Origin of the sequence: Amycolatopsis sp. NPDC004169, assembly GCF_040610315.1 — a bacterium.
GTDB lineage: Bacteria > Actinomycetota > Actinomycetes > Mycobacteriales > Pseudonocardiaceae > Amycolatopsis.
On the sequence record NZ_JBEXMD010000032.1, the window covers coordinates 21,771 to 39,425 of the forward strand.

Annotated in this window: 21 protein-coding genes; 10 read left to right on the forward strand and 11 right to left on the reverse strand. The window is 74.0% G+C overall.

The genetic code is table 11. The annotated features are described in order from the left end of the window. Positions 1 to 143 precede the first annotated feature (143 nt). The 5 genes from ABZX11_RS33425 to ribA form a co-directional block, all read right to left on the reverse strand. Positions 144 to 2,309: a xanthine dehydrogenase family protein molybdopterin-binding subunit gene (locus tag ABZX11_RS33425; RefSeq protein WP_354920563.1), complete on the reverse strand. Its 2,166-nt coding sequence runs from the start codon at positions 2,307 to 2,309 to the stop codon at positions 144 to 146. Further along, complete coding sequence (locus tag ABZX11_RS33430; protein WP_354920566.1) at positions 2,306 to 3,304, reverse strand: xanthine dehydrogenase family protein subunit M; 999 nt, start codon at positions 3,302 to 3,304, stop codon at positions 2,306 to 2,308. The genes ABZX11_RS33425 and ABZX11_RS33430 overlap by 4 nt, the downstream gene beginning before the upstream one ends. Next, positions 3,304 to 3,780 (reverse strand): (2Fe-2S)-binding protein, encoded by a 477-nt coding sequence (locus ABZX11_RS33435; protein WP_354920569.1) that lies wholly within the window; start codon positions 3,778 to 3,780, stop codon positions 3,304 to 3,306. The genes ABZX11_RS33430 and ABZX11_RS33435 overlap by 1 nt, the downstream gene beginning before the upstream one ends. A 71-nt stretch (positions 3,781 to 3,851) precedes the next feature. Then, positions 3,852 to 4,703, reverse strand: coding sequence for an AraC family transcriptional regulator (locus tag ABZX11_RS33440; protein ID WP_354920572.1), 852 nt, complete (start codon positions 4,701 to 4,703; stop codon positions 3,852 to 3,854). A gap of 15 nt (positions 4,704 to 4,718) precedes the next feature. Beyond that, positions 4,719 to 5,333 (reverse strand): GTP cyclohydrolase II, encoded by a 615-nt coding sequence (gene ribA, locus ABZX11_RS33445; protein WP_354920575.1) that lies wholly within the window; start codon positions 5,331 to 5,333, stop codon positions 4,719 to 4,721. Positions 5,334 to 5,416: 83 nt separating this feature from the next. Between ribA and ABZX11_RS33450 the strand changes: the two genes are divergently transcribed. From ABZX11_RS33450 to ABZX11_RS33465, 4 genes are all read left to right on the forward strand, one after another. After that, a complete protein-coding gene (locus tag ABZX11_RS33450; protein WP_176170170.1) occupies positions 5,417 to 5,899 on the forward strand; it encodes a MarR family transcriptional regulator in 483 nt (160 codons plus the stop codon). A 101-nt stretch (positions 5,900 to 6,000) separates the two neighbouring features. Next, positions 6,001 to 6,591, forward strand: coding sequence for an RNA polymerase sigma factor (locus ABZX11_RS33455; protein ID WP_176170171.1), 591 nt, complete (start codon positions 6,001 to 6,003; stop codon positions 6,589 to 6,591). Continuing rightward, positions 6,584 to 7,462: a CU044_5270 family protein gene (locus tag ABZX11_RS33460; protein WP_354920579.1), complete on the forward strand. Its 879-nt coding sequence runs from the start codon at positions 6,584 to 6,586 to the stop codon at positions 7,460 to 7,462. The genes ABZX11_RS33455 and ABZX11_RS33460 overlap by 8 nt, the downstream gene beginning before the upstream one ends. Positions 7,463 to 7,529: 67 nt before the next feature. Beyond that, positions 7,530 to 8,405 (forward strand): trypsin-like serine protease, encoded by an 876-nt coding sequence (locus ABZX11_RS33465; protein ID WP_254896696.1) that lies wholly within the window; start codon positions 7,530 to 7,532, stop codon positions 8,403 to 8,405. Between the two features lies 1 nt (position 8,406). On the opposite strand, the gene ABZX11_RS33470 is transcribed toward ABZX11_RS33465, so the two are convergent. Next, a complete protein-coding gene (locus tag ABZX11_RS33470) occupies positions 8,407 to 9,045 on the reverse strand; it encodes a TetR/AcrR family transcriptional regulator (protein ID WP_354920583.1) in 639 nt (212 codons plus the stop codon). Positions 9,046 to 9,137: 92 nt separating this feature from the next. Here ABZX11_RS33470 and ABZX11_RS33475 point away from each other — a divergent pair, with 92 nt between their 5' ends. Both ABZX11_RS33475 and ABZX11_RS33480 read left to right on the forward strand, forming a co-directional pair. Further along, on the forward strand, positions 9,138 to 9,737 hold the full coding sequence (locus ABZX11_RS33475; protein ID WP_354920586.1) for an SRPBCC family protein: 600 nt from the start codon (positions 9,138 to 9,140) through the stop codon (positions 9,735 to 9,737). A gap of 21 nt (positions 9,738 to 9,758) precedes the next feature. Beyond that, on the forward strand, positions 9,759 to 10,076 hold the full coding sequence (locus ABZX11_RS33480) for a hypothetical protein (protein ID WP_354920589.1): 318 nt from the start codon (positions 9,759 to 9,761) through the stop codon (positions 10,074 to 10,076). Here ABZX11_RS33480 and ABZX11_RS33485 read toward each other — a convergent pair. After that, a complete protein-coding gene (locus ABZX11_RS33485) occupies positions 10,057 to 10,809 on the reverse strand; it encodes a ZIP family zinc transporter (protein ID WP_354920592.1) in 753 nt (250 codons plus the stop codon). The genes ABZX11_RS33480 and ABZX11_RS33485 overlap by 20 nt on opposite strands. 228 nt (positions 10,810 to 11,037) lie before the next feature. Between ABZX11_RS33485 and ABZX11_RS33490 the strand changes: the two genes are divergently transcribed. Next, positions 11,038 to 11,160, forward strand: a complete 123-nt coding sequence (locus ABZX11_RS33490; protein ID WP_255410490.1) for a hypothetical protein — start codon at positions 11,038 to 11,040, stop codon at positions 11,158 to 11,160. A gap of 48 nt (positions 11,161 to 11,208) precedes the next feature. Here ABZX11_RS33490 and ABZX11_RS33495 read toward each other — a convergent pair whose 3' ends face one another. Together ABZX11_RS33495 and ABZX11_RS33500 are read right to left on the reverse strand one after the other, a co-directional pair. Then, positions 11,209 to 11,349, reverse strand: coding sequence for a hypothetical protein (locus ABZX11_RS33495; RefSeq protein ID WP_199191080.1), 141 nt, complete (start codon positions 11,347 to 11,349; stop codon positions 11,209 to 11,211). Positions 11,350 to 11,384: 35 nt separating this feature from the next. Further along, positions 11,385 to 12,212 carry a phytanoyl-CoA dioxygenase family protein gene (locus ABZX11_RS33500; RefSeq protein ID WP_354920596.1) on the reverse strand — a complete coding sequence of 276 codons (828 nt, stop codon included), beginning with the start codon at positions 12,210 to 12,212 and terminating at the stop codon, positions 11,385 to 11,387. A gap of 83 nt (positions 12,213 to 12,295) precedes the next feature. Here ABZX11_RS33500 and ABZX11_RS33505 point away from each other — a divergent pair, with 83 nt between their 5' ends. Further along, entirely contained in the window at positions 12,296 to 13,291 is a 996-nt protein-coding gene (locus tag ABZX11_RS33505; protein WP_354920599.1) for a LacI family DNA-binding transcriptional regulator, read from the forward strand. Positions 13,292 to 13,304: 13 nt separating this feature from the next. Here the strand turns inward: ABZX11_RS33505 and ABZX11_RS33510 are convergent, their stop codons facing one another. After that, complete coding sequence (locus tag ABZX11_RS33510; RefSeq protein ID WP_254896697.1) at positions 13,305 to 14,567, reverse strand: GGDEF domain-containing protein; 1,263 nt, start codon at positions 14,565 to 14,567, stop codon at positions 13,305 to 13,307. A 239-nt stretch (positions 14,568 to 14,806) separates the two neighbouring features. Further along, complete coding sequence (locus tag ABZX11_RS33515) at positions 14,807 to 16,021, reverse strand: MFS transporter (protein WP_354920602.1); 1,215 nt, start codon at positions 16,019 to 16,021, stop codon at positions 14,807 to 14,809. 538 nt (positions 16,022 to 16,559) lie between these two features. Here ABZX11_RS33515 and ABZX11_RS33520 point away from each other — a divergent pair. Both ABZX11_RS33520 and ABZX11_RS33525 read left to right on the forward strand, forming a co-directional pair. Beyond that, the gene (locus ABZX11_RS33520; RefSeq protein ID WP_354920605.1) at positions 16,560 to 17,279 is read left to right on the forward strand and encodes an ArsR family transcriptional regulator; all 720 of its coding nucleotides are present in this window, start codon (positions 16,560 to 16,562) and stop codon (positions 17,277 to 17,279) included. Further along, positions 17,276 to 17,650 (forward strand): VOC family protein, encoded by a 375-nt coding sequence (locus ABZX11_RS33525; RefSeq protein WP_354920608.1) that lies wholly within the window; start codon positions 17,276 to 17,278, stop codon positions 17,648 to 17,650. The genes ABZX11_RS33520 and ABZX11_RS33525 overlap by 4 nt, the downstream gene beginning before the upstream one ends. Positions 17,651 to 17,655: the final 5 nt, after the last annotated feature.

Below are 17,655 nucleotides of genomic sequence, written 5' to 3' on the forward strand. Positions count from 1 at the left end.
GCCGACCTGGCCGCACTCGGCGACGCGGCCACCGAGCTGCTGGCGGAGATCACCGAGCAGCTGGCCACCGTGGGTTCACGCCGCTGACACCCGCCGGCCTGGCCACGCCGGGGCCGGCCCGGCGCAGCCACGGCGCGTCCGGCTCACAGGACGTCGTCGAGGCGGATCGGGAGCCGGTGGTGGCGCCGGCCGGTTGCGTGGTGGACCGCGTTGGCCACCGCCGCCGCGACGCCCACCATCGCCACCTCGCCGAGTCCCTTGACCCCCACCGGGTTGAACCGCAGGTCGGGCTCGTCCACGAAGTCGACGTCGATCCGCCCGACGTCCGCGTTGACCATGACCGGGTATTCCTCCAGCGTGGCGTTGAGGAAGCCGCCGGTGCGCGGGTCGGCGAGGCTTTCCTCGCGCAGCGCCCCGCCGATCCCCCACACCACGCCGCCGCGGACCTGGCTCGCCGCGGTCACCGGGCTCGCGACCCGGCCGCAGTCGACGACGCTGACCACCCGCGGCACCCGGATCCGGCACGTCGTGGGCTCGACGCGGACCTCCACGAAGTGGGCGACCCAGCTGAACGTGCTGAACTCCGGGTAGACCGGCCCGGAGATGGCCAGGTGCCCGGCCCGCGCCTGCCCGACGGCCTCCGCCGGTTGCCCGGGCCCGACCGTGGCCGCTTCGACCTCGACCGGGTGCCCGATCCGCGCGACGGCCGCGGCGACGTCGACCGCGCCGGTGCCGGCCGCGTCGAGGTGCTTGCGCAGCTCGCGCAGGCCGGCGTGCACGGCGGGCAGCGCGGTCGCGGTGCCCCACGAACCCGCGGTGAGGTGCTGCGCGGCGTACCGGGTGTCGCCGACGCGGACTTCGACGTCCCGGACGTCGATCTCAAGGTCGGTCGCGACGAGCAGCGCGATCGCCGAGCGGATGCCCTGGCCCATCTCGTGGCCGTCGACACCGACCGTGACGCGGCCGTCGGCGGTGGCGGTCAGGTGGGCGACGGCGGGCGCGATGTGGCCCGGGTAGCAGCCCACGGCGACGCCCCAGCCGACGAGTGAACCGTCGTCGGCGCGCATCGAGCCGGGCCGCGGGTCACGGGCGGCCCAGCCGAACCCGGCAGCGCCCCGGCGGAGGCATTCGGCGAGGAACCGGGTGGAGAACGGCCGTCCGGTCACCGGGTCGGTCAGCGTGTCGTTGGCCAGCCGCAGCGCGACCGGGTCCTGGCCGGTGACGTGGGCGAGTTCGTCGACCGCCGACTCGAACGCGAACACCGCCGAGCTTTCGAACGGCGCCCGCATGTAACCCGGTGTCTGGACGTCGGTCTGCACCAGCCGCTGCCGGCCGCGGAAGGCCGGGAAGCCGTACAGCCGCGAGGTGACTTCGGTGTGCATGGCCGGGAACAGGTCGTGGCGGGAGGTCTGCTGGTCGACCTCGTGCACGGCGGCGAGGATCCGGCCGGTCTCGTCCGCGCCGAGGCGGACGCGGTGGCGGGTGGCCGGGCGGAAGCTGCCGTTGTGGAAGGTCTGGCTGCGCGTCAGCACGAGCTTGACCGGACGGCCGAGCCGCTTCGCGACCAGTGCGAGCGGGGCCAGGTGCGGCTGCAGCGAGTTCTTCTGGCCGAAGCCGCCGCCGACGAACGGCGAGCGCACCTCGATCGCGGCCGGGTCGAGGCCGAGCTGCCGGGCGAGCCCGTGGCGGACCGCGGCCGCGTTCTGCGTGCCTTCGTGGACCACGAGGGTGCCGTCCCGCCACTCGACGACGCCGCCGTTGAGCTCCATCGGGACGGCGTGCTGGGCCGCGTGCTCGGAGGTGTGGTCGATCCGGACCGGGCTGGCGGCGAAGGCCGCGTCGGCGTCCCCGACCTTGATGTCGGCCAGGAACGGCAGCGGGATCGCCTCTTCCTGCACCAGGGTGGTCGCGCCCTCGGCGTCGAGGTCGACGGCGACCGGCTCGGGTTCGTAGTCCGCGGTGACCAGCTCGGCGACCTCGGTGGCCGCGACCGGCGTCTCGGCGACCACCAGGGCGATCGGCTGCCCGCGGTAGGCGACGCGGTCGTCCAGCAGCGGCTGCAGGCTCTGGAAGGAGAAGCCGCCGCCCATGATGAAGCCCGGCCCCGTGAGCTCGGCCTCGTCGAACCGGGTCACGACGAGCAGGACGCCGGGCACGGCCTCCGCCGCCGCCGTGTCCACCCGGGACACCCGCCCGCGGCCGATCCGCGCCGGGACGAGGGCCGCGTGGGCGAGGCCGTCCGGGACGCGGTCGGTGCCGTAGGCGGCCCGGCCGGTGACCTTCTCGACGGCGTCGGCACGTGGTGTCATCGGGCAGCCCTTTCCCCGGCCGTGCGCACGGCGTCGGCGACCGTGCGGATGCCGAGTTCGATCCGGAATCCATTGTGGGTGCCGGGACGCGCCCCGGTGAAGGCGATTTCCCCGGCGCGGCGGGCGTTCCCGGGCGTGAGCGGGGCGCCGCGGAGCACGCGCTCGGCCTCCGTGGCCCGCCAGGGCCGCGTGGCGACGCCGCCGAGCGCGATCCGGCAGTCGCCGACCACGCCGTCCTCGACGGTCAGGGCGACGGCGGCCGAGGCGAGGGCGAAGGCGTAGGACTCGCGGTCGCGGATCTTCAGGTACGTCGAGCCGCGGCCGGCGGGTGTCACCGGGACGCGGATGCGGAGGATCAGCTCGTCGGCGGCCAGGGTGTGTTCGCGGGCCGGGTCGTCGCCCGGCTCGACGTGCAGGCCGGCCAGCGGGACGGTGCGGTCACCGCGCGGGCCGGCCACGTCGACGACCGCGTCGAAGGCCAGGAGGGCGATCGCCCAGTCGCCGGGGTAGGTGGCGATGCAGGCGTCGCTGGTGCCGAGCAGGGCGTGGGTGCGGTCGTGGCCGCCGCGCGCGGCGCAGCCGCTGCCGGGTTCGCGCTTGTTGCAGGGGAAATCGGAGCCGCCGCGGAAGTAGCTGCACCGGGTGCGCTGCAGCAGGTTCCCGCCGACGGTCGCCATGTTCCGCAACTGCTGCGACGCGGCCCGCCACAGCGACTCGGCGAGCGCGGGGTAGCCGTCCCGGACGGCGGGGTGCTCGGCGACGTCGGCCATCCGGGCGCCGGCCCCGAAGACGAGTTCGCGCTCGCCGGCGTCGATCGTGGCGAGTTCGGGCAGCCGGTGCACGTCGATGACGGCGGGCGGGGTTTCGACGCCGAGCTTCATCAGGTCGTAGAGCGTGGTGCCACCGGCGAGCACCCTGGTCCCGGGAACGGCGTCACGCAGGGCGGCGACGGCTCCGCTGAGGCTGCCGGGCGCGAGGTAGGCGAAGGGGCGCATCAGGCCTCCCCGGCGGCTTGCCGGACGGCGGCCACGATCCCGGCGTAGGCCCCGCACCGGCAGAGGTTGCCGCTGAGGTACTCACGGGTCTGGTCGTCGTCACCGGCGTGGCCTTCGGCGATGCAGGCGAGCCCGGACATGATCTGCCCGGGCGTGCAGTACCCGCACTGGAGGGCGTCGTGGTCGACGAAGGCCTGCTGCAGCGGGTGCAGGCCACCGTCCGGGCCGGCAACGCCTTCGATGGTGGTGACGTCCTGGTCCGCGGCCTGCACGACAGGCGTCAGGCAGGACACGACCCGGCGGCCGTCGAGGTGCACCGTGCAGGCACCGCAGTGGCCCTGGTCGCAGCCCTTCTTGGTGCCGGTCAGCCCGAGCCGTTCCCGCAGCACGTCGAGCAGCGACTCCCGGGGATCGACGGCCAGCCGCACGGCCTCGCCGTTGACGGTGAGGGCAACGGGGGTTTCTGGAGTGGACACCCGGCGACGCTAACGGCTGCGGCCCGCGCGGCGCTTTCCCGTGATTGCTGCCGGGGACACCGTTTATTGCTCTAGCCGCGCACCGCGGCCCGGTACGCCGAGGGCGACTGCCCGATCTGCGCGCGGAAGGCCGCCGCGAACCGCGACGGTGTCGCGAAGCCGCACGCCTGCGCGATCTCCGTCACCGACAGCTCGCCGCGCTCCAGGTGGCGGCACGCCCGTTCGACGCGGACGCGGGTCAGGTAGCGGTACGGCGTCTGTCCGGTCGCCGCCTTGAACACGCGGAGGAAGTGGAACGGGCTCAGGTCCGCCGCGGCCGCCATGTCGGCCAGGGTCAGCGGGAGGTGGTGGTTGTCGCGGATGAACCGGACCGCGCTGCGCGTGCGCAGCTCGTCGCGGCCGGGTGCGCGCGGCGGGGGCGCCGCCGTGTGGTGGGTCAGCAGGTGGACGGCCAGGAACGCGGCCGCCGACTCCGCGTACAGCTCGTCCGCGCCGGCCACGGCCGCCGCGCCCAGCGCCGTCGCCACCGACGCCAGCACCGGGTCCTCGACGCGGAGGGCGTCCGGGCGGCCGAGGCGGCTCGCGTCGCGGCCCCAGAGGTCGAGGGCCGTGCGGTCGATCAGGGCGGCAGGCAGGTGGATGTGGGTGGTCCGCGTGCGGCCCTCGCCGCGCCAGCGGATGCGGGCCGGGTGGCCGGGCGCGGTCAGGCCGATCGAACCGGGTCCGTAGTCCGCGCGCCGCCAGCGGGCGCCGTGGCGCGACTCGATCGTCTTGGTCCCCGCGCTGACCAGGACCAGCACCTGCTCGTCGACAGACGGCAGGTCCACCTCGGCCACCGCGGCGTTGTCGAGCAGCCGCACGCTCAGCGACGGCCAGCGGCCGCTGAACCGCACGCGGGCGCCTGGGTCGATCGCCTCCGTCACGACCCGACCCTAACTTCAGCCGGCCAGTTCGGGCAGGACCAAGGTGTGGTGGGTGTGGCGGACCTTCGCGTCGAGGTACCGCAGGTTGTCCGGGGTCGCGTGGACGCCGGTGGGCACCGTCCCGGCGACCGTGACACCGCGGTCGCGCAGCTGCCGGACCTTGTCCGGGTTGTTGGTCAGCAGGTCCACCTCGGCGATGCCCAGCGCGGCGAGCATCTGCGCCGCGGCGGTGTAGTCGCGGGCGTCTTCGGGCAGGCCCAGCGCGGTGTTCGCTTGGTAGGTGTCGAGGCCCGCGTCCTGCAAGGCGTAGGCGTCGAGCTTGGCGTACAGCCCGATCCCCCGGCCCTCCTGGCGCAGGTAGAGCAGGACGCCGCCGGCGCCCTCGATGCGTTCGACGGCCTCGCGCAGCTGCGGTCCGCAGTCGCAGCGGGCGGAACCGAACACGTCCCCGGTCAGGCACTCCGAGTGCAGGCGCACCAGCGGCCGGACCGGGTCGCCGAACACCAGGGCGACGTGCTCGGCGCCGTCGGCCAGCCCGTCGAAGGTGACGACTTCGGCCGTCGCCGAGTAGCCGTCGGCGAAGCGCAGCGGAACCCGCATGCGGGTGCGGACGGTGGCGACGGGGATCATGGCGGCTCCTGGGCGTTCAAATTTGAACCTCAAGCCGACCGTACCCCTTGAGTTCGAATTTGAACAACAGGTACCGTTGTGACATGGGTCGTGCGCGGTGGCTGAACGCCGAGGAGAAGCGCGCCTGGAACGCGTTCCTCGGCACCTACGAGCTGCTCAACCGGCGGCTGGACCAGCAGCTGAAGCAGGACTCCGGGATCTCGCACCTCCAGTACGTGATCCTCGCCCGGCTCAGCGGGGCCCCGGACCACGAGCTGCGGATGACCGAGCTCGCCTGCGCGGTCTCGAACACCAAGAGCGGGCTGACCTACCAGATCGGCCAACTGGAGCGAGCCGGCCTGGTGCGCCGCCGGGCCTGCGAGAACGATCCCCGCGCCGTCTACGCCGTGCTCACCGACGAAGGACTGGCCCAGCTGGAGCAGGCCGCCCCCGGGCACGTCGCCCTGGTCCGCGAGCTGCTGATCGACGTCCTCACCCCGGACCAGCTGCGCTCGCTGGCCGACGGCCTCGGCGAGGCGAACCGCCGCATGCTCGCGACGGGCGACACCGCCGAGGGCTGCCCGTGAGTGACCTGTCTCACTTTCCCGCCTGAGCCACCCCCATTCCGGAACCCACCCCGCGCCGCCGGAGAACAGCCCATGACACCGGCTGGATCGAAAGGCGGGCGATGACCCCGGAAGACACCGATGCCGACGACGACGCGAGCGTGATCGCGCGGTCGCGGCACGAGCCGAGCCTGTTCGCGGTCATCTTCGACCGCCACTCGCGGCACATCCACCGCTACCTGACCCGGCGCCTCGGCCCGACGACCGCCGACGACGTCCTCGCGGACACGTTCCTGATCGCCTTCGACAAGCGCGCGAAGTTCGACCCGGCGCGGTCCGACGCCCGGCCGTGGCTCTACGGCATCGCCACGAACCTCGTTTCGCGGCAGCGGCGGACGGAAGTGCGCGAGCTGAAGCTCCGGCAGGCCGTCGGGCCGCCGCCCGCCGAGGAAGGACACGCCGATCGGGTCGCCGACCAGGTCAGCGCGCAGGCACTGGGCGTGCGGCTCGACCGCGCCCTGGCCGCCCTGCGGCCCCGCGAACGGGACGTCCTGCTGCTCACCGCCGCGGAGGGCCTGGGCTACCAGGAAGTCGCCGAAGCGCTCGGCATTCCCGTCGGCACCGTCAAATCCCGCCTCAGCCGGGCCCGCGGCCGCGTCCGCGCCGAGCTCGGCGCCTTCGACCTCGTGAAGGAGACCTCGGGTCATGGATGAACTGGACCTGATCCGCGACCGCGCGGAAACCGTCGGCTTCGCCCCGGCGGAACACCTCGCCCCGGCCCGCGAGCGGCTGCTGGCCGCCGCGCGCGGCGAACGGCGGCACCGGTCACGCCGCTGGGTCTGGGTCGGCGGCGCCTCGGTCGGCCTGGCCGCCGCGATCACCGCCGTCGTCACGCTGGCCCCGGCCGACCAGGTCGGTGTCGGGCCCGCCGTGGCGCACGCCGACCCGGTCAAGGTGCTCACCGCGGCGGCGGACACCGCGCTGAAGGACCCGGGGAAGCCGCCGCGCCCCGACCAGTTCCTCTACGTGAAGACCGAATACACCATTCCACCCAACCGCGAAGTCTGGCTCTCGGTCGACGGCACCCGTGACAGCCTGATCGGCAGCGCCAAGGAGGGGGGCTGCCGCAACGGCAAGGCGCCGATGTACGGCACGAACGACCCGCGCGCGGAGGGGACGCTCCAGGACTGCACCCCCAAGACGATCTACCGGACGGACCTGCCGACGACAGCCGACGCGATGCTGGCCTACCTCTACGGGAAGGAAGCCGATCGCGCCGGCCGGGCCGGCTACATCGGCAAGGCCGTCTACACCCTCGCCTACGAGCAGGTCCTCCAGCCGGCGTCCTACGCGGCCCTGTTCGAGGCGGCGGCGAAAGTGCCGGGCCTGACGGCCCTGGACCACGTCACCGACGGCGCCGGCCGCCCCGGCGTCGGGATCGAGTTCCCGGTGTCCTCCGGTTCGAGCCCGAAGGCGCAGCCGATCGTGCTGGTCTTCGACGCCACCACCTACCAGTTCCTGGGCACGACCGACAGCGCGGTGACCGTGAAGACCTACGTCGACGCCGTGGGGCAGCGCCCCTGACCGGCGCGAACACGGGAGCTTCCCGGTTCTCGCAACCATTCCGGCCTCCCGCCCGTGTATTCGAGGTGTGAGGACCTCTTCGGATCGACGACGGCAGTTCCGGGCACGAGCGGTGGCGGTCGCGGTGCTGGCCGGTGCCGGCCTCGCGTTCGCCCATGCGCTGGCCGGGGTGCCGTTCAGCGGCCCGGTCCTGGCCGCCGCGGCCGGCGGGAACAGCCTGCCCGACCCGGCGGCCACCGGCCCGGCCGCGGCACCGACGGCCACGGCCACCCGGACGGCGGTGAGCCCGGTCCTGCCGTTCAACGCGAAGCTGACCTCCGACGACATCCCCGTCCCCGGCGGCGGGGTGCGCAGCGGCGCCTGCAGCGGGTCGCTGGTCGCGCCGCAGTGGATCGTCACCGCCGGGCACTGCTTCCACGACCTGAAGGACACCCGGATCGGCGGGCGGCCGCCGTACACGATGACCGTCACCGTCGGGCGGCTGAAGGACAGCGACCCCGGCGGGTACACCTCCGAGGTCGTCGACGTCCGGCAGTCACCGGTCAACGACCTGGCGGTGGCGAAGCTCGGCCGCCCGGTCGAGGACGTCACGCCGGTGGCGCTGGCGACGACCCGGCCGCCGGTCGGCCGGCAGCTCCAGTTCGCCGGGTGGGGTTCGCTCTCGGCGACCGTGCTCGGCCCGTCCGACCACCTCAAGCGCGGCCGCTTCACGGTGTCCGGCGTCGGCCAGGTGACCCTGGAGGCGCAGCCGGTGGGCAAGCGCACGGTGGAGAACGGCCCGTGCCCGGAGGACTCCGGCGGGCCGTTCTTCGTCTCCGACGACGACCGCACCGCGACACTGGTGGCCATCGTCAACACCGGGCCGCCGTGCCCGCAGCCCGGGCCGGAGACGATCGCCAGGGTGGACGTCGTGGCGGACTGGATCCGCGAGCAGACCGGCTGAGTCACCGCGGCCGCAGGGCGGCCAGTTCCTCGGTGATCAGCAGGTCCGGGTCGAACTTCATGCCGGCGAAGTGGCCGGCCAGCTCGAGGGAGAGCACACCGTGCAGGCGGGTCCAGAAGGACAGCGCACGGTGCAGGACCGCGGGCGGCGCGGGGTGCCCACCCACCCATTCGCGGTGGGTCTCCAGGTGGGTGTCGAACGACGTCGGCGGCTCCTCGCCCGCCTCTTCGGCGCAGGCTTCGATCAGCGCCGCCATCACTTCGGACGAGATCGCGGTGGTGTCGCCGGGCGCGTGGTAGCCGGGCACGGGCGTGCCGTAGATGAGGAAGTACCGCTGGGGGTCGCTGCGCGCCCAGCCGCCGATGGTGGCCGCCAGGGCGGCCAGGTCCGCCCCGGCGTCGCGCGCCGCGCGGACGGTGTCGGCGAGGCTGCGGTAGGCGTCGCGGATGAGCGCGGTGATCAGCTCGTCGCGGCTCGCGAAGTACCGGTACAGCGCCGGGCCGCTCATGCCCACCTGCTTGGCGATCGCGTTGAGCGACAGGGCGGGCACCCCGGCCTCGGCGATCTGCTCCCACGCGTGGCGCTTGATCTCTTCGCGCACCTGGGCTCGATAGCGCTCTCGAGGGCTCTCGCTCGTCACCGTTAGAGGTTATCACGTTTCCTATTGACACTCACTTCTCTACGGTTATAGCTTCTAACCATCACGACAGGCGCTAACCAATGGAGGACTCCATGATCGGCACCCGGCTCCGCGCCGCCCTGCTCACGCTCTCGGTCACCGCGGGACTCGTCGGCACCGCCGTCGCGGCCGGCGCCACCCCGGCCCCGTCACTGAGCTGCCGCGGCGCCGGCATCGATCCGGCCGCCCAGCTGCACCACCGCACGCAGACGCTGGTCGAGGCGCCGGCCACCGCGGTCTGGCGGCTGCACACCGACGTGGCCGGCTGGCCCGCCTGGCAGCAGGCCGTCACCGGTGCGCGGCGGCTCGACCCCGGCCCGCTGCGCCCGGGTTCGCGGTTCCGCTGGACCACACCGGCCCCGCCCACTCCCACCACCCCGGCGACCACATTGGTCATCACCTCGACCGTCGGGCAGGTGCAGCCGGGCCGCTGCGTCCGCTGGACCGGCCCGGCGATCGGCGCCGGGCTGCGCATCGATCGCGGCGTGCACGTCTGGACCTTCACGCCGGTGCGCGGCGGCGTGCTCGTCCGCACCGAGGAGAGCTGGACGGGTGCGCAGATCGAGGCCGACCCGGCCACCGCCCTCCGCTACCTGGCCGCCGGGCTCGACGCCTGGCTCGCCGACCTCAAGACCACCGCCGAAGCCCGCTGAGCCATCCCGGAGGAGAAGACGATGACTGTCACCACCCCGCCCCGCACCTCGAAGGCCGTGCTCGTCGCGGCCTGGGCCGTCCCGGTCATGGTGGCCGGCCAGTTCGCCCTGCTGTCGGGCGTGCCGATCGCCGTCGTGCTGATCGGTTCGCTGCGCCGCCGGGAGCACCGCCTGTGGGCCGCCGCCCTCGCCGCGGTCTACGCCGGCGTGCTGACGACGTGGCTGGCCGGCCCGAGCACGGCGCCGAGCCTGTCGAAGTACCTCAGCCCGGTGGCCACCGCGTTGTTCACCGCGGCCGGTGTCGTGGTCGCGGTCGCGGTCAGCCGGCGTGCTCGATGACGAAGGCGGTCAGGAAGCCGACGGTGGCGAGCAGCCCGGTGTAGAGCTCGGTGCGTTCGAACGCCTCGGGGATCATCGTGTCGGCGATCATCGCGAGGATCGCCCCCGCGGCCACGGCCGTGATGGCGGCGACGGTCGCGGGGGACGCGGTCCGCAGCAGCAGGTTGCCGACGAGGGCCGCGGCCCCGCTGGCCAGCGCGATGCCGATCCAGACGCCGAAGACGTACCGCGCGCTGCGGCCGGCCGTCTTCATGCCGGCGGCGCTGGAGAGGCCTTCGGGGACGTTCGAGATGAACACGGCGGCCAGCACGGTGACGCCGACGCCCCCGCCGCCGAGCAGGGACACGCCGAGCACGACGGACTCCGGGACCCCGTCGAGCAGGGCACCGACGGCGATCGCGGCCCCGCTGCCCGCGGTGTCCTGTTCGGACGGTTGCTGGTCGCCGGAGCGCTTGCGGTGCCGGGCACCCCGGCGGGCCAGCAGGACGTTGATCAGGACGTAGACGGCGGCGCCGCCGAGGAAGCCACCGGCGGTCGGCCCGAGCCCGCCGGCCCGCTGCGCCTCGTCGACGAGGTCGAAGGCGAGCGCGGAGATGAGCACCCCGGCCCCGAAGGCCATGATCCCGGCCACCACCCGCCGCGGCACCCGCACCCACCAGGCCACCGCGGCGCCGAGCACGAGCGCGATCCCGCCGACGAGCCCCCAGAACCCCGCCTCCACCCACTGCGGCACGAGCAGCCACCTTTCCGCCGAGTCCGTGCTCCTCTCACAAGGGGACTACCCACGCCGGGCCGCGCGAACCCGGATCCGCCCCGACCCGCGGTCCGGGAGATCTCCGGCCTTCCGCCGAGCAAAGGCTTCGTCCGGCTCCTCGAAGGCCGAGCTGTGGCGCGCGTCACGGAATGCGCGGCGATCTTCGGCGCTACACACAGGAGAACCGTTCGTCCACAAGGGAGGGCCATGTCCGCCACCACCACTCCGGAAGAGTCCGTCGCCGTGCCCGAGCTGGAGGACTTCGACTTCCCGCTCACCGATGGCGCCGCCTGCCGCATCGACGACCCGGACTGCGAAGCCTGCCAGTGAGATCAGGCTCCGGCCACGGCGTGACGCTCGTGGCCGGAGCCTGAAGTCCTAGACGTGCATGGCGAGCCACAACGCCATCCAGGCGAGGCACGCCAGCGCACCGCCGACCCCGAAGGCGAGCAGTACGCGGCGCAGCGCCGCGACGACGCCGGCCCGGCCGGTCATTTCGGTGATCCCTGCATCAGCCATGGCCACCAGGTGCCCGCCTCCGGGACCGGCAAACATCAGACGCCCATCACCAGACCTTCGATGGTGTGCTTCTGGGTGATCGGCGTCAGGATGTCGACGACCGGGCAGGCCAGGTGCGCGCGCACCGATTCCGGCAACGACGCCCAGAACCGCTTCGTCACCGCGGTGTCGTGGCGCTCGTCGTTGCCCGCGCCCGGCGCGTCGAGGCCCAGCACCAGCACCGGGCGGGCCTTGGCCGAGTGGTTCGCGGTGCCGCGGTGGACCGTCAGGGCCGACCGGATCGAAATGTCACCCATCCGCGGGTACTTGCGCGTCGCGAGCTCCTGGTAGCGCGGGTACGCCTCCCGCGGCGGGAACATGCCGTGGTCGAAGGCGCTCCCGTCGTCCCAGTGCGTGCCGGGCGCGATCTCGAACGGGCCCATGTCCGGTTCGGTGTCGACGGCGGTCACGTTCACCGCCAGCGACGTCAGCCGCCGCTCGCGCGCGGTTTCGGCGGGCATCGGGAAGTCCCGGTGCCACGGCTGGTCGGCCGCGCCGGCCAGCGGGACGTCGAAGCCCACCTCGACGATCCGGTACTCCGGCCCCAGCACCGCCTCGGCGACCGCGGTGATCCACGGGTGGCTGACGAGCTCGGTGAACCCGCGCAGCTGCTCCGGGTGGATCTCGACGTAGAAGCGGTTCGGGCCGCGGCCGACGGCGCCGTCCGGACGGGCGCGGGCCTCGGCGAACGCCGTGTCGATGTCTTCGCCGAGCTGCCGCACCCAGTCGCGGGAAAAGGCACCGGGCAGGCCGATGATGCCGTCGGCCCGCAGGCGTGCGGTCAACGCGGCGAGTTCGGCGGCGGGCAGGGTCGGGGCGGTCATCCAGGCCTCCTCAGGGGGACACGACGGCGTGCCCGGCCAGTTTGCAACGTGGCATGCCACGTTGCAAGAGGTACGCTGCGCCGGTGAACCCGAAACTGCGTGACGTGGCCGAGCACGCCGGCGTCTCGGTGCGCACGGTGTCCAACGTGGTCAACGGGTTCCGGTACGTGGCCCCGGCGACCCGGGAACGCGTGCAGGCGAGCATCGACGCGCTGGGCTACCGGCCCAACCTGGCCGCCCGCACCCTGCGGCGCGGCCGGACCGGGCTGGTGGCGCTGGTCATCCCGGAAATCGATTCGCCGTACTTCGCCGAGCTCGCCGCGCGGACGGTCCGCATCGCCGGCGCCCGCGGCCTGACCGTGCTCATCGACCAGACCGACGGCGACGCCGAGCGTGAGAAGGAACTGCTGCACGGCCGGCGCAGCCAGCTGGTCGACGGCGTGCTGTTCAGCCCGTGGGCGGTGGCGCCCGCGGAGCTGGCCGCGCGCACCGACCCCGTCCCGCTGGTGCTGCTCGGCGAGCACGACGGCGCCGCGGGCGTCGACCACGTCGCCATCGACAACGTCGCCGCCGCCCGCGAGGCCACCGCGCACCTGCTGGCTTCGGGCCGCCGCCGCGTCGCGGCCCTGGGCATCCAGCCGCGCTCGCTGAACGCGACCGCGCGCCAGCGGCTCGCCGGCTACCGGCAGGCGCTGGCGGAGGCGGGCCTACCGGCGTCGCCGGAGCTCGAGGTGCCGGTGCGGCGCCTGCACCGCGCCGACGGCCACGGCGCGATGCTGCGGCTGCTGGACCTGCCCGAGCCGCCCGACGCGGTCTTCTGCTTCACCGACGAACTGGCGCTCGGCGCGCTCCGGGCCGCGGCCGACCGACGGGTCGCGGTGCCGGAGTCCCTGGCCGTGGTGGGGTTCGACGACATCGAGGACGGCCGCTTCAGCGTGCCGGCGCTGACCACGGTGGCACCGGACAAGGACCGGATCGCCGAGCTCGCCCTGGACCGGCTGGCGCGGCAGGAGGCCGCGCCGGAGCCGCCGCGGTCGATCGTCGCGCCGCACCACCTGGAAGCCCGCGAAACGAGCTGAGGACGAGGCGAGCTCACCGGCCGGCGACCGCCACCCGGTCCCGGCCCGCCTTCTTCCCCGCGTACAGCGCGTCGTCGGCCGCCCGGATCATCTCGTCGAGGCCTGCACCCGGCTGCGCCTGGTGCAGCGCGGCACCGATCGTCGCCGACAGCCGCACCGGCTCGCCCGTCGGCGCCGTGATCCGCAGGGCCCGGATCCGCAGCCGGATCCGCTCGGCGATCGTGCGGACCTCGGTTTCGTCGACGTCGGGCAGCAGCACCGCGAACTCCTCGCCGCCGTACCGGCCGACGGTGTCCCCGCGGCGGACGGCCCTGGTGAGGACCGTGGCCACCTCGGCGAGGACGTCGTCGCCGACCGGGTGGCCGTGGGTGTCGTTGATGCGCTTGAACCAGTCGAGGTCGATCATCAGCACCCCGATGCGGCCGCGGGTGCGCTCGAGCGCGTGCGCGGCCTGCTCGTGCCAGGCGATCGCGTTGAGCAGCCCGGTGCGCTGGTCGGTGCGCGCGGCGAGCTTGAGCCCCTCGAGCTGGACGCACTGGTGCAGCGCGAACGTCGGGATGATCATCAGCAGCGCGGCGGGCGGCCACCACAGCAGCGCGAGCGCGACGAACACGCCCAGCGCGAGCTGGCTGACCTCCAGCAGGTTGTCCGCGGCGCTGCCGAGCAGCCGGCGCGGGTGGTCCACGGTGACCGTCCAGGCGATGGCCGTGCCGACGAGCCCGGTGTTGACCGCCCACTGCACCGCGGCCGCGGCGATCACCGCGGCCAGCTCCTCCCAGCCGGGGCGGGCTCCGTCGGCGAGGTGCTGGTGGACGCCCGTCGCTTGCAGCACGGCGGCCGCCGCGGCCGCGGCGAGCGCGAGCGTGGCGGCGGTGAACACCGTGCGGTGCGGGGGCCGGACCGGGTCGAACCGGTTGACCAGCACCCAGCGGTGGGCGTAGATCGCCCCCACCAGCACCAGTTCGAGCACCAGCGGCAGCACGATCACCCCGGCGAAGATCCACACGCTGCACAGGTCGACGTACGGCGTATCCGCGCGGTCACGGCGCCGGCGTTCGATGACGTGCGAAGCGTGCAAGTGCGGCAACGCCGCGGCCGCGAGCCAGCCCGCCGTCACCCACTGTTCCGGTGTCGGTGCCGCGCGGGCCGCGAGCGCCAGCACCCCGGCCGCCAGCAGGTCCACACCCAGGACGAGGACCAGCACCCGCCCCGGCAACGACCACAGTTTCCACCCCGACGGCGACCGGCCCCCGCCGGTGACCACGTCTTCCCCCATCGCAGCGCCTCCCCCGCGCCGGTGATCCCCCGATTGCCCAGGGTAGTCGCGTCCCGGCCGGATGTCAGGTGATTCCCCGCATCGCGACCCGACCGGGCGGCTGGGACGATTCGGGGGTATCCGGTACCGGACGAACCGCACGGAAGGCGCGCCGATGAGCGACAAGGGCTGGTGAACCCCCACCCCACTCCCCTGCACCCGGGAAGGAGCGCGCGATGCGTGACAAAGGCTGGTGAACCTCAGGCCTCGGCCGGCAGCGCGGCCGAAACGGCGTCCGGACGGCGGCGTGCCCAGGCCGCGGCCGCGGCGAGTGCCACCAGGGCTCCCGCGGTCCCCGCCCAGGCGATCGCCGTCGCCGGGCCGACCAGCTGCGCGAGCACGCCGCCGGCCACGATCCCGAGCCCCTGCCCGGCGATCATGCCGGTCCGCGCGAACCCCAGCGTCCGCCCGCGCAGCCGCGGCGGGGACAGCTGGACGAACGTGGCGCCCGCGGTGACCTGGTAGGCCGAGCAGAGGCCGGACACGAACAGCAGCGCGAGGGCCGTGCCGAGGGTCGGGCGGCCCCAGAAGGCCACGAGCGGCGCCGACGTCCCGACGGCCAGCACGCCGAGCGCGCGCACCCGGACCGGCCGCGCGACCCGCCGCAGCAGCAGCGCGCCGGCGACCGCGCCCGCCGGTTCCGCGGCGAGCAGCACCCCGGTCCATTCGGTCCCCACCCCGGCCTGGTGGGCGAACGGGACCGCGAGCCCCTCCGGGACGACGGTGAACAACGCCAGCCAGCCCAGCCACACCAGCGTGCCCAGCGTCCGGTCCCGGCCGACGGCCACGGCGCCCGCGGCGAGCCGCCGCCACCCCGTCACCTCGCGTTCGGCACCGGCCGGCGGCGGGTGACGGCCGAGGCCGGCGCGGATCAGCAGGGCGGAGGCGGCGAACGTGGCGGCGTCGACGGCCAGCGCGGATTGCGCGCCCACGCCGGTGACCACGAACGCGGCCGCGGCGAACCCGAGCACCAGGCACAGCTGCGTCGTGACCTGCTGGACGGTCTGGCCGGCCTCGTAACGGCCGCCGAGCAGCTCGGGCAGGACGGCGCCCTGCGCGGCCGAGAACGGGGCTTCGGCCAGCTGCACCAGCACGAGCAGCACGGCCAGCAGCGGCAGCGGCACCGCGGGCACGGCCATCACCGCGACCAGGCCGGCCCGGACCACGTCACAGGCGACCATCACCCGGCGGCGCGGGTACCGGTCGGCCAGCCACGACAGCAGCGCGCCGGAAACCAGCGCGGGCAGCATCGACAGGGCGTAGGTCGCGGCGCTCAGCGCGGCGGAGCCGGTGCGCTGGAAGACGAGTATCGACAAGGCGACCCTGGCCAGCTGGTCCCCCACCACCGAAAGCAGGCCGGCCAGCCAGAGCAGGCGGAACCCGCGTACCGCGAACGCGGAACGCGTGGTCACCATCCCCACCCCCGGCGTCACGCAGAGCGTTGCCCAAGACGCTCACCGTAGCGTGCGCCGGTGCCGGGCACCATCATGGCCCGGTTCGGGAGCGCGGGGAAACGGTGCCGCCGAACAGCTTCCGCGTGGAGCACCGGCGGACACGGGGCGTTGCGGACGCCCGTTCGGAGCTTCACGCGTGTCCTGGGAGGCATCAGACGTGATCGGAGGGGCATCTCGCGTGATTGGCGGGGCATCACTCGTGATTGGAGGGACGACACGGTGCGGACCTATGGAGGGCCCCACCACGCTCACTCCACCCGGCCACCGCGCGAACCCGCGGCCTTCTTCTCCGCCCAGCAGCGCGGTCGCGGACACCCGGAAGTCCACATAGGACAGTTTGCAGCTCTCCATGCCCTCGTAGCCGAGCCGCGGCGCCAGGGTACGTGTCGGCGTGGTCCGGTTCCTGCCCCAGCGCGACGATCACCGCCGTCCTTTCGCTCGGCTCGCGCCCCATCACGACAGGCTTTTCCATCAAACCCAGTTGATGTATTGTCCGGGGATGGCCACCGAGCCGCCCGCCTTCGTCCGTCTCGCCGCCCACCCGCTGCGGTGGTCGCTGCTCACCGCGCTCGCCGGCGGCGACCTGCGGGTCCGGGAGCTGGTGGCGCAGGTCGGCGAGCCGCAGAACCTGGTCTCCTACCACCTGCGGCTGCTTCGCGGCGGCGGGCTCGTGACGGCCACCCGCAGCACCTTCGACGGCCGCGACAGCTACTACCACCTGGATCTCGACCGTTGCGCGAGCGCGCTCGCCGAGACCGGCGCGGCCCTGCACCCCGCCCTGCGCCCGGAACCCCCGCCGCCCGGGCGGGTCGCCGTGCTGTTCCTCTGCACCGGCAACAGCGCCCGCTCCCCGATCGCCGAAGCCCTGCTGCGCCGCAGAACGGCCGGGCGGGTGGCGGTGGCGAGCGCGGGCAGCCACCCGAAGGCCGCCCTGCACCCCGGCGCGGTCCGGGTGCTGGCCGGCGAGTTCGGCATCGACGTCACGGGGCAGCGGCCGCGGCACCTGGACAGCGTCGCCGGACGGCGGTTCGACCACGTCATCACGGTGTGCGACAAGGTCCGTGAGATCTGCCCCGAGTTCCCGCACCACCCGCGCCGCCGCCACTGGAGCGTCCCCGACCCGACAGCGGACTCCATGGCCGCGACGGCTTCGGAGCTCGACACGCGCATCCGGCACCTGCTGCCGGAACTGGTACCCGGCAAGGAGGCCCGGTCATGAGTGAGCAGTACGCCAGCGTCCGGTACATCGTCGACGACGTCCAGGCCGCCCTCGCCTTCTACACGACCCACTTGGGCTTCACGGTCCGGATGAGCGCGGCACCGGCGTTCGCCGACGTCACCCGCGGCCCGCTGCGCCTGCTGCTGTCCGGTCCGGCGAGCTCCGGCGCCCGCGCCACCCCGGCCGGTTCCGCCGCCGCCGGGCGCAACCGCATCCACCTCGTCGTCGCCGACCTCGACGCCGAGATCACGCGGCTGACCGAGGCCGGGGTGGCCTTCCGCAGCGAGGCGGTGTCCGGCCCGGGCGGGCGGCAGGTGCTGCTGGCCGACCCCGCCGGAAACCTCGTGGAGCTGTTCCAGCCAGCGCACTAGGCTGC